10 protein-coding genes are annotated in these 10,735 nt (G+C 43.3%); 1 reads left to right on the top strand and 9 read right to left on the bottom strand.

The genetic code is table 11. The features are described from left to right. From der to E7204_RS03000, 8 genes are all read right to left on the bottom strand, one after another. Positions 1–846, bottom strand: an 846-nt coding sequence (der, locus tag E7204_RS03035) for a ribosome biogenesis GTPase Der (RefSeq protein WP_295181425.1), incomplete at its 3' end; no start/stop codon positions are given. 147 nt (positions 847–993) lie between these two features. Then, the gene (locus tag E7204_RS03030; RefSeq protein ID WP_295181423.1) at positions 994–2,901 is read right to left on the bottom strand and encodes a bifunctional 4-hydroxy-3-methylbut-2-enyl diphosphate reductase/30S ribosomal protein S1; all 1,908 of its coding nucleotides are present in this window, start codon (positions 2,899–2,901) and stop codon (positions 994–996) included. 10 nt (positions 2,902–2,911) lie between these two features. Further along, positions 2,912–3,529 carry a lysophospholipid acyltransferase family protein gene (locus E7204_RS03025; RefSeq protein WP_295181421.1) on the bottom strand — a complete coding sequence of 206 codons (618 nt, stop codon included), beginning with the start codon at positions 3,527–3,529 and terminating at the stop codon, positions 2,912–2,914. A 14-nt stretch (positions 3,530–3,543) separates the two neighbouring features. Continuing rightward, complete coding sequence (gene cmk / locus E7204_RS03020) at positions 3,544–4,218, bottom strand: (d)CMP kinase (RefSeq protein ID WP_295181419.1); 675 nt, start codon at positions 4,216–4,218, stop codon at positions 3,544–3,546. A 25-nt stretch (positions 4,219–4,243) separates the two neighbouring features. Continuing rightward, the gene (locus tag E7204_RS03015; protein WP_295181417.1) at positions 4,244–5,497 is read right to left on the bottom strand and encodes an NAD(P)/FAD-dependent oxidoreductase; all 1,254 of its coding nucleotides are present in this window, start codon (positions 5,495–5,497) and stop codon (positions 4,244–4,246) included. Between the two features lie 24 nt (positions 5,498–5,521). Further along, the gene (locus tag E7204_RS03010) at positions 5,522–6,346 is read right to left on the bottom strand and encodes a pseudouridine synthase (RefSeq protein ID WP_295181415.1); all 825 of its coding nucleotides are present in this window, start codon (positions 6,344–6,346) and stop codon (positions 5,522–5,524) included. A 16-nt stretch (positions 6,347–6,362) separates the two neighbouring features. Continuing rightward, complete coding sequence (scpB, locus tag E7204_RS03005; protein WP_295181413.1) at positions 6,363–7,016, bottom strand: SMC-Scp complex subunit ScpB; 654 nt, start codon at positions 7,014–7,016, stop codon at positions 6,363–6,365. Positions 7,017–7,137: 121 nt separating this feature from the next. Next, positions 7,138–7,875: a segregation/condensation protein A gene (locus tag E7204_RS03000; protein WP_295181411.1), complete on the bottom strand. Its 738-nt coding sequence runs from the start codon at positions 7,873–7,875 to the stop codon at positions 7,138–7,140. A gap of 210 nt (positions 7,876–8,085) precedes the next feature. Between E7204_RS03000 and E7204_RS02995 the strand changes: the two genes are divergently transcribed. Continuing rightward, positions 8,086–9,918, top strand: a complete 1,833-nt coding sequence (locus E7204_RS02995; protein ID WP_295181410.1) for a phosphoethanolamine transferase — start codon at positions 8,086–8,088, stop codon at positions 9,916–9,918. A gap of 109 nt (positions 9,919–10,027) precedes the next feature. Here E7204_RS02995 and E7204_RS02990 read toward each other — a convergent pair whose 3' ends face one another. Continuing rightward, entirely contained in the window at positions 10,028–10,480 is a 453-nt protein-coding gene (locus tag E7204_RS02990; protein ID WP_021840641.1) for a GNAT family N-acetyltransferase, read from the bottom strand. Between the last annotated feature and the right edge of the window lie 255 nt (positions 10,481–10,735).

Below are 10,735 nucleotides of genomic sequence, written 5' to 3'. Positions count from 1 at the left end.
GGCAATTTTCTTATCCTGCTCGGTAACACCGTCCACGCCGTCCAATACGAGAACAACGATATCAGCTCTATCTACGGACCGTAAAGAACGAACGATACTGTAACGTTCTACCGGTGCATCGATTTTTGCTTTACGACGCATACCGGCCGTATCGATAAGCACGAACTTCTGCCCCTCATGTGTCCAATGTGTATCGATGGAGTCACGAGTTGTACCGGCTACATCACTTACAATAACACGATCCTGACCCAATAAAGCATTTGTTAACGATGATTTACCTACATTCGGACGACCGATTAAAGCTACATGAATAGTATCTTCTTCATCTTCAGCCGTTGCCGAATCTGGGAAATGTTTTACCACATCATCCAATAAATCGCCAAGGTTCATTAAGTTTTTAGCGGAAATACCGATAGGATCGCCAATACCTAAATTGTAAAATTCATAAATGTTGGCTTCCTGATTTACACTGTCAATTTTATTAACAACCAATAATACCGGTTTACCGCTGGCACGCAAAATATTCGCTACTTCTTCGTCAGCCGGTACGATACCTTGTTTGCCGTCAACGACAAATAAAATAACATCCGCTTCTTCGATAGCAAGTTGCGCCTGTAAACGCATCATTTTAGGAATCACATGACTGTCGGCGGTGATGAATTCAATCCCGCCCGTATCAATCATGGTAAATTCTCGGTTAAGCCATTCCGCATCGAAATAAATTCTATCACGCGTTACGCCTGGAATATCTTCAACAATGGAAATTCGTTTATTTACAATGGCGTTAAACAATGTAGATTTTCCCACATTAGGACGCCCTACCACTGCTACTAATGGTTTTGCCATATTGTCACCTCAATTTTTACACAAATTATCACATTATATTGTAACATATATAAAGCAATCCATAAAGAAGGGATAATGCAAAAGGAGCCATAAAGGGCCAAGCCCTTTACAGCTCCTTATATAAGCGCTACGCGCTATTGGTTACAATTATTCAGCGTCGGATTCAGCTGTTGCAACAGGTTCCATTAACTCAGTCAAAGCAAGGCCAAGTTTCTTTTCATCTTTGTTAAGAGAAATAACTTTAACTTCTACTTCTTTACCACGAGTCAAGTAGTCTTCTACTTTAGCATTACGCTGTTTAGTGATCTGAGAAATGTGAAGTAAACCTTGGATGTCGTCGTTAACAGCTACGAATGCACCGTAAGCTACCAAACGAACTACTTTACCGGTAAGAACGTCGCCAACTTTGATAGTTTCTTCAGCTACGTCCCATGGGCTCTTAGTCAATGCTTTCAAGGATAAGGAAAGTTTGTTGCTTTCTGCATCAAAGGATTGCAATTTAACTTCGATTTCCTGGCCTACGGACAATACGTCTTCAACGCGTTTGATTTTGTGCCAAGAAATGTCGGAAATGTGAAGTAAACCTTCGATACCACCGATATCAACGAAAGCACCATAAGGCATAATTTTACGAACAATACCTTTATAGTTATCGCCAACATGAATGTTTTTCAAGGCTTCTTCCAATTTAGCCTGGCGAGCTACTTCCAATACAACACGACGGGAAAGAACCAAACGGTTTTTCTTTTCGTCGATTTCCAATACCTTAGCTTCGAATTCAGTACCTACTAAGCTATCGAGAGATTTAACGAAGTGTACATCCCCTTGGGAAAGTGGAATAAAACCACGAAGGGATTTAACAGTTACAACAAGACCTGCAGGGATAGCGTCCACACCTTTACAGATGATTGGTTCGTCTTTTTCCTGAGCTTCCTGTACATACTGCCAATCTTCGTCTTTAGCCAAACGAGTGATGGACAAGTAGATAGGATTGTCTTCCTTGATGTGGTTCATAATAACGGCTTTAATCTGATCGCCTTCTTTGAGCACGTCTTTAGCAGAGGCAGGTGCCGGATATGCGATTTCAGTACGATTCAAGGTTGCTTCTGTTTTGTAACCGAAAGAAACATATGCTTTGTCGTCTTCTACGGATACAACAGTACCTTCTACTACAGTGCCTTTCTTAAAGTCTTCTGCCCAGTCAGCTTCGTTAGCTAACAATTGTTCAAATTCATTCATTGTGTCAATGACCTCCTTAATTATCCAGTCGGGTGTCGATGCACCGGCTGTAACCCCTACCGTTTGAACATGGTTGAACCAGTCCAATTGTAATTCAGCAGCGGTCTCTATATGGTAAGTAGTACATCCAACGTCACGACAGACCTCTGCTAATCTGTTTGTGTTGCCGCTGTTCTTACCGCCTACCACAATCATAAGGTCCACCGTTTTTGCGAGTTCTACCGCCGAATTTTGACGTTCTTGAGTAGCTGTGCAAATCGTTTTGAAAACCTTTAGATTTTGAGTTTTTTCCTCTAATATATCTATTATACTTTGAAATTTAAATTGTGAAAAGGTAGTTTGTACAACTACACCCCTATTTTCCACGAAAGGCAGAATTTTAGCTTCTTCTTCAGTTTCTATAACTATGCCTTTGTTTTGTGCCCATAAATTGATGCTAATTACCTCAGGATGCTTTTTTTCACCCAAAATGACAAGTGACATTCCCGAGTCAATGACCGATTTTGCATCTTGTTGAGCTTTTTTTACATGGGGACACGTTGCGTCCACCACTTTAAGTCCTTTATCGGTCGCTTCTTCATACACCGCCGGTCCCACACCATGGGATCGAATGATTACTGTGCCGCCGGGAATTTCATCCAACGAATCCACGGCATACACGCCATATTCTTCCAAATTGGAAACCACTTGCGGGTTATGAATGATAGGACCTAAGGTATAACTGCGCTCTAACTGATCTGATGTGTCTTGAGCCATATTAACAGCCCTCTTCACACCATAACAAAAACCGCAATTTTCTGCAATACGAATTTCCACGCCTGACTCCTTATCGTTTAAAATCCGGATGAGCCGCCCGATAGTCAGCCATAAGACCTTCCAGAGCCACCCTGACTTTATCATTTAATTCGGCAATGGCTTCCGGTGTAGGTTTTGCTTTCGCTACGGGAATTGGTTTACCGATTACGGCAGCCACTTGACCGCGTTTCATCTGATACGATCCCATAATAGCCACCGGCACTACGGGTACACCCGTACGAAGCGCTATCGAAGCTACGCCGTCATGGAATCGACCCAACGTATTATCCTTCTTTTGCCGGGTTCCTTCCGGAAAAATGCCGAGCACTAAATTATTCTTCAATAATCCCATAGCATGGCGAATGGCGATTTTATCCACACCACCACGTTTTAAAGGAAACGCGCCCAACCAACGACAAAAGAAATTGGAAATCGGATTTTTAAATAATTCTTCTTTGGCCATAAAGCTTACATGGCGCGGCAAAGCACGTCCTACGATGCACGGATCGTTGTTGCTCTTGTGATTGGGAGCCACAATGACCGGTCCTTCTTTAGGAAAATTTTCACGACCTACCACATCCGCTTTATAAATCCAACCATATACGACTTCAAAAGCCGAGCGCCATAAACATTCTGAAAATTTATCCATGAATACGCTCTCCTTTACTTTTCTGTTGCCGTAATCAATTGTACCATACGAGCAGCGGTTTCATCAAAAGATAAATTATCAGAATTGATAACTATCGCTTCCGGTACACATACAAGGGGTGATTCTTTGCGATTCGTATCCATTTCATCGCGTGCCATAACACTTTCTTTAATCGTATCCAAGGATACGGACTCTTTATCCGGCGTTTCCAACCAGCGCCGTTTGGCGCGAGCGTCTACGGATGCCGTCAAATAAATTTTTAATTCCGCGTTAGGTAAAACCACCGACCCGATATCACGGCCGTCTAATATAACACCCCCTGCACTGGCCATGGCACGTTGCTGTGCCACTAAAAAGTCGCGAACAGCCTTAATGGCTGCAATTTGTGATACGGCACCGTTTACCTCTTGCGTGCGAATTAAGGACGTTACATCCTCACCATTCACAAACACCTTGAAAGCATCTTCGGTAGGCTCCATGCGTAGCGACAAGTCCGGTAACAAAGCTGCTACCGCCGCCTCATCGGTGGGATTCACACCGGCTTTTAAAACAGCCCACGTAACGGCCCGGTACATAGCCCCCGTATCAATATATAAATAGCCAAGCTGTTTGGCTACGGCTTTAGAAATACTACTTTTACCGGCCCCCGCAGGACCGTCAACAGCTACCGCAATACGCTGTTTACTCATCAAAAAACTCCTCTCCGTAATATGCTTAGTCGGCTGCTTCACCGTGTACGGCATGCTGTGCCGCCACATAGCCGGTGGCAAACGCCGCCTGCAAATTGAAGCCCCCCGTAAAAGCATCTATATCCAATACTTCACCGGCACCGTAAAGTCCTGCAATCAATTTAGATTCCATTGTTTTCGGTACAAATTCCTTAACCGAAATGCCCCCCGCCGTTACAATGGCTTCCGCAATAGGTCGCATCTGTTTAAACGTCAAAGGCATATGCTGTAACACGTGAACCAAGCGTTGGCGCTCTTCACGGCTGATTTGATTAATAAATTTATCCGGCGTAAGATTCGCTAACTCTATAATAACAGGAATTAAGCGTTGTGGTAAGAGGTCTTTTAAACCATTTGCCAATTGTTTTTTGGAATAGGTCACAAAATCTCGCTGCACACGCTGATCCAGCTGTTCCACGGTCAGCGCCGGTTTCAAGTTAATTTCGAGTCGAATAGGACCTACATTCTTTTTCTTCATTAGCTTACCTACCGTATGACTCAAAGATAATACGATCGGACCGGTAATCCCAAAATGAGTAAACATCATTTCACCGAATTGTTTAGCCTGCACTTTATCTTTAGCCACAGCCGACAATTCCACATTACGAAGACTTAAACCCATTAAATCTTTAACCCACGCTTCCTTCGTCTCCAAAGGTACCAATGACGGACGTAAATCCGTCACCGTATGGCCCACCTCTTTGGCCATGGCATAGCCGTCACCGGTAGAACCGGTAAGCGGATAGGATAAACCGCCCGTAGCCAAAATAACGGCATCGCCATAATAGGTTTCTTTATCGGTTACAACGCCTTGAACCTTATTGTCTTTTACAATAATATGCTTAACAGCTTCATTTAAATGTAAAATGCCGCCATAACCTTTATACACTCGCATAAACATATCGCGCACTTCAAGCGCCGAATCGGACACCGGAAAAACGCGGCCGCCGCGCTCTACTTTAGTGGCGAGCTTCCATTCATGGAGTAAATCCAATAAATCGCGATTATCAAACTGCTGATAGGCACTCATGAGGAACTTACCATTCCCCGGTGTTTTCGCGATAAAATCACTGATAGGCGCATCATTGGTAATATTACAGCGGCCTTTGCCGGTAATGCCCATCTTTTTACCTATCATGTTCATTTTTTCAATCAGGGTCACCTTAGCGCCTTCACGAGCAGCAATAGTAGCTGCCATAAGACCGGCGGCACCGGCTCCCACTACAATGATATGTTTCATGGTCTGCCTCCACCGGAACGACGTTTAGCGCCACGCACCGCGCCGTTGCGACCGAACTGTTTTATTATCTTTCGTCAGCATTTTACGACCTTTAGCGCCGTCACCGGGTCCTTTGCCGAACGGTAATTTGCAGAGTGCTTTTAACTGACGCAGTTCTTCCCCCGTAAGTTTACGATAAGCACCGCGTTTTACTCCGACTAAGGTAAGACCTCCGTAAGCAATGCGTTTCAAGTTGTACACACTATATTTAAAATGCTCAAACATGCGGCGCACTTGACGATTACGGCCTTCGTGAATCGTAATCTCAACCAGCGTAGTGTTCGTCTTGCTGTCAAAACCGTAATCTACGATTTCTGCCGGCGAGGTAGGACCATCTTCTAAAGTAATACCCGCACTCAATGCCTCTAAATGCTCATCCAAAACACGACCTTTGATTTTCACTTCATAGGTTTTGGTCACACCTTGTGACGGATGCATCAAAGCCTGAGCCAAAGCACCGTCATTGGTGAATAACAACAAACCTTCCGTGTTGTAGTCAAGGCGACCTACCGGATATACTCGATTTTTAATGTCTTTCAAATAATCCATTACCGTAGCGCGTCCCTGCGGATCACCCACCGAAGTAATGCTGCCTTTCGGCTTGTTAAAAATATAATATTCCAATGCTTCCGGTTCAATACGTTGTCCGTCAATTTTAACGCGGTCCACGGCCGGATTAATTTTAACCCCCAATTCCGTAACCTGACGGCCGTTCACCTGTACCTTACCGGCCACGATTAATTCTTCTGCCTTACGCCTTGATGCATAACCGCAGCGACTGATATATTTTTGCAAACGTTCTTGTTCCATAGTCTGCTCCTTTCCCTTATTCCATGATTTCATGAGCTTCATGAGCCTCAATCGTATTGTTACTTTCACCGTCAATTACCGGACTTTTATGGTCTTCGTCGGCTTCAATAGCACTACTTCTTTCAGCAGCAACTGCCACACCGTTATCGACGGCTACTTCACGTTTTAAGGTCTCCACCGATTCTATGCCGACACTGCGTAAAAATGTATCGGTCGTTCCGTACAATACAGGCCGGCCAATGCTTTCCTTACGACCCAGTTCCATAACTAAATCGCGGCTCACTAAATGCTTTAAAACTTTTTCACAATTCACACCGCGCACTTCTTCAATTTCACTTTTCGTAACCGGCTGCTTAAAGGCAATAACCGCCAAGGTTTCCATCGCTGCCGGTGACAAGCGGTCTTCCCGTTGGCGAATCTTACTCACATATTCACTGCTCTCCGGCGCACTGACAAGCTCGGCTCCAACGCCGCTTACTTTTAAACGGAGGCCACGTTTATCAACCACCAGCCGATTGGCATATTGCTCCAATAACGCTTCGGCCTCTTCCGTTGCACAATCAAATAGTTCGCCAAGCAGTGCGATAGGCACCGGTTTGGCTGCGGAAAAAAGAACTGCTTCCAAATGGGCGAGCAGCGATGTATCGCTTGGCTGATTCACATCTGTCATAGTTTGTTACTCACCTTTCTAACTAATATATGCTTACTTATGTAATATCTTAATCTAGTCGATTAATAGCTACTCCTGTATTGCAATAGTACGCATAACCCAAAATCTATTATAAACTGAACTAGACAATTTCACTGACTAAAGTTACATCCTTTAACGAACCGTCATTAGGGCCTTCCGTCACTGAGTGTATAGTAAAAATCTGACGCTTCAATAATTCCAAAACAGCTATAAACATAGTCACTTTGGCGGCCCGCACAGTTACCTCATTAAGCAACGCTACAAAGCTGAATCGGCGTTGTTGCTTGGCCCTCATAAGCAAGGAATCAATCGTATCTTCCAAACTGTAAACCTCTTTTTCCACCTTTACCTTTGGCGGTTCCGGCACCGTTTCTTCTACTCGATTAATACAGGCTTTAAATAAACCGTACAATTGGGCGATATCAAAACGAAATACCGTTTCCTGCCCCCATTGGCTCAACGAATCAGGCCGGCTAAAGCTTTGACTGCTCGCTTCAGAACGCTCCGTCAATGCCTCGGTCAATTCTTTGATTTGCTTATATTCAAGCAAGTTAGCCACCAATTCATCACGGGGGTCCTCTTCTTCTTCCGGATTGAGTGGTGCGTTTCTTGGCAAAAGCATGCGGGATTTAATCTGTAACAGCGTAGCCGCCATAACCAAAAACTCACTGCTGTAATGAATATCAAAGGTCTGCCATTCTTCGAGCTGTGCCATATATTGCGACGTAATTTCCACAATGGGAATGTCGTAAATATCTATTTTATGTTTTTCTATCAAATGGAGTAATAAATCCAACGGCCCTTCAAAAACGGCCAGCTTATACTCATAGGGTTTCATCATATCTCCTTACGATTCGGCAAACAAATAAGAGGGGTTATACGCCCCTCTTTATGTTGTCACGAAGTCTCGATAACCTTTTTTTAATTGTATCATAGAAAAATAGCATTTAACAACCGTCAAAGTATGTAAAAAAGCATATTAAACCTTGTATTTTTACTATATTTCTGCTATCGTATTGATGTTATTATAATATAAAGGAAATGCGTTATGAAAACTCTTATATCATGGTGGCGCAATGCCGTCGTTCAGGCAATTTTGTGGTGTGTCCTCATCTTTGCCGCTTTTTATTTTATTTACGAACCTATTGCCTTTGGCTTTGATTGGGAAGATATTCTTTTGTTATCCCTCCCCTTGTTATTGGGGCTCGCCATTTTTCAGCAACTTATGCGCAGTACTTTATGGCATCGGGCCTTCTTGGGGCATGGCCTTTTGGGCATTGCCTGGGCTTTAACCTATCCTTTGTTGTACCATTGGTCCTATACCAAGCCCTTTTATTTTTACGAATTCTTTCCGGATTTCTTATTTGGCTTTCTACTCTTTGTAGGACTCAGCTTACTCCACTATTTCATGGTACACCATTTGCCATACCGCCGTTCTTTGAGCATCCTTATTGCACTCATCCAGTGGCTTTTGTCTTTGATTCCGTTAATTCAAATCGGCTACTATATTAACACGTGGCATTGTTTGACGCCGGCCACCTTAATGGCCCTGTATCAAACAAATCCGGAGGAAGCTTTCGGCTTTTTAAAAAGCTCCGCCGGTATTCCCGGGTTAATCGGCATCGGCATCGGCAATGTACTCTTATTCCTGTTTTACTACTGGTCAAACCAGGGGATGAACCGCTTGTCCCGTCGCGATATGATGACAAGATTGCGTTTAGGCGTACTCAGCATTGCCTGTCTTGCCTGTGTAATCTACTTGCCCTTCGGTTTTATGAAAACAGACATTGTTAAAAACTGGACTGATGTAGCTACATATATGAAAGAGTTACAACAATACAGCGACAAACATCACGAAATCTACAATGACTTACATCTCGAAACAGACGAAACCGCTGCCACCGGGGCGCCGGGTACTATAATCCTCGTTATCGGCGAATCAGCTTCGCGCAATTACATGAAAGTCTACAATCCAAGCTTTGCTTACGATGATACACCTTGGCAAAGCGAAATGGCGGCCTCAAATCCAGATTTTATCTTCTTTAAAAACGCCTATTCGTCTTATGTACAAACAGTACCTACCTTAGAACGGGCTCTTACAGAACGCAATCAATACGATGATAAGCCGTTCTTGGATTCTGCCAATATTCTCGATGTGGCTAAAAAAGCCGGTTACTACACGAGTTGGTTTAGCAACCAAGGCGTTTACGGCGAATACGATACGGCTATCTCCTTAATTGCCAAAACGGCAGACAGACCTTTATGGGCTCATGAAGCATATATGTTCTCCGATAAGTACGACGGTGTTATTTTACCGCTACTCCAACAAGTAGAACCGTATAAAAATAACTTTATTGTCATTCATATCATGGGCAGTCATATTTATTATAATGACCGTTATCCTCATGAATTCAGTAAATGGAAAGTCGGCGAAGTGCCGAAAGGCAAAGAAGCCTATGCCAACAGCCAACTTTATACGGATTGGGTATTACAGCAAATTTATACCTATGCCAAGGATCACTTAAATCTGCAGGCCATGATTTACTTCTCCGACCACGGGGAAAGCCTCAACTATTCCCACAATCCGGATATTTTTGATTTTGACATGGCCCGCATTCCTCTATGGGTTTACCTATCGCCAACCTACGAGGAAGCCTATCCGGAAACAACGGCTATTCTGCGTGACCATGAAAACAAATATTTCACCAACGATTTACTCTACGACTTAGTGTCCGGTATCTTACAAGCACCGACTAATCGTTATGATCGAACCAGAGACTTCTCTAATCCGAACTATCGCTTCAACAAGTATAATTTAACGACGCTTTTAGGTCAGGAACCATTAACCAATGCCCCGGAAGCAGCCGCACCGGAGCGATAACAGTCCAAGTTTAATTCGAAGCGAATAAAAACAAAAACACACAAAAAGCGAGTCCCCCATCAGAAGCGGGACTCGCTTTTATTTACGTTACTATTTTGGTCGGTATTGATTAAACTAAAGGTAATGATAAATGTACAACCGTACGAACCGGTTTTTTCACATTCCGGTCAGTGCTCTTAAAGCCCAAGGCTTTGTATAATTCTTTGGCACTTTCCATGCTAGGCAAGGAATCCAATAAAAGCGTCTTATAACCTTTTTCTTTAGCTTCTTCTACAAGAATGTGAGCAATATTCATACCGAGGCCGGTACGACGAAATTCAGGGCGTACATAAAGGCGCTTCATTTCAGCTGTTTCATAATTAACATGGCGTAAAGCTACGCAGCCGGCCGGTACATCATCTACAAAGGCAATGTATAACGCTTCACGGTCGCCTTTATACTTTTCTTCCAAGCCTTCAAATTCTTTCACATTGGCAGCAACACCTAAGGAACGTACATAATCAACAAATAGTTTCTTTACTTCATCAATATACTCATGACCATCACGAAGTTCAAAATTCATACGAAATCCTCCTTTAGCTATACCATAGTATGTATCTGTACCAAAATATACATGATTAATTACTCTAAATATATAGTTCGCTATAGGAGGAAAAAAGTCCTTCTTTATTTCAAAAAAAAATCATAACCACCCGTAGAACGGGTGGTTTGCTCTGACCCTATAAGGGTCTTTCTCTAGTGGTTGCCCTCTAAAGAGGGCTTTGAGTAATCTGACAACCACTCTATTATCACTGGCTGCCCCCTACTCGGGGGCTTT

The sequence above is a fragment of the Veillonella sp. genome (assembly GCF_015058545.1).
In the GTDB taxonomy this organism is placed as follows: domain Bacteria; phylum Bacillota; class Negativicutes; order Veillonellales; family Veillonellaceae; genus Veillonella_A.
This window is presented reverse-complemented; position numbering and strand designations above follow the sequence as displayed.

Coding starts and splice junctions, on each gene's coding strand:
- E7204_RS03025 (WP_295181421.1), bottom strand. CDS start 3,529: ATGGATAAATTTTCAGAATGTTTATGGCGCTCGGCTTTTGAAGTCGTA.
- cmk (WP_295181419.1), bottom strand. CDS start 4,218: ATGAGTAAACAGCGTATTGCGGTAGCTGTTGACGGTCCTGCGGGGGCC.
- E7204_RS03015 (WP_295181417.1), bottom strand. CDS start 5,497: ATGAAACATATCATTGTAGTGGGAGCCGGTGCCGCCGGTCTTATGGCA.
- E7204_RS03010 (WP_295181415.1), bottom strand. CDS start 6,346: ATGGAACAAGAACGTTTGCAAAAATATATCAGTCGCTGCGGTTATGCA.
- scpB (WP_295181413.1), bottom strand. CDS start 7,016: ATGACAGATGTGAATCAGCCAAGCGATACATCGCTGCTCGCCCATTTG.
- E7204_RS03000 (WP_295181411.1), bottom strand. CDS start 7,875: ATGAAACCCTATGAGTATAAGCTGGCCGTTTTTGAAGGGCCGTTGGAT.
- E7204_RS02995 (WP_295181410.1), top strand. CDS start 8,086: ATGAAAACTCTTATATCATGGTGGCGCAATGCCGTCGTTCAGGCAATT.
- E7204_RS02990 (WP_021840641.1), bottom strand. CDS start 10,480: ATGAATTTTGAACTTCGTGATGGTCATGAGTATATTGATGAAGTAAAG.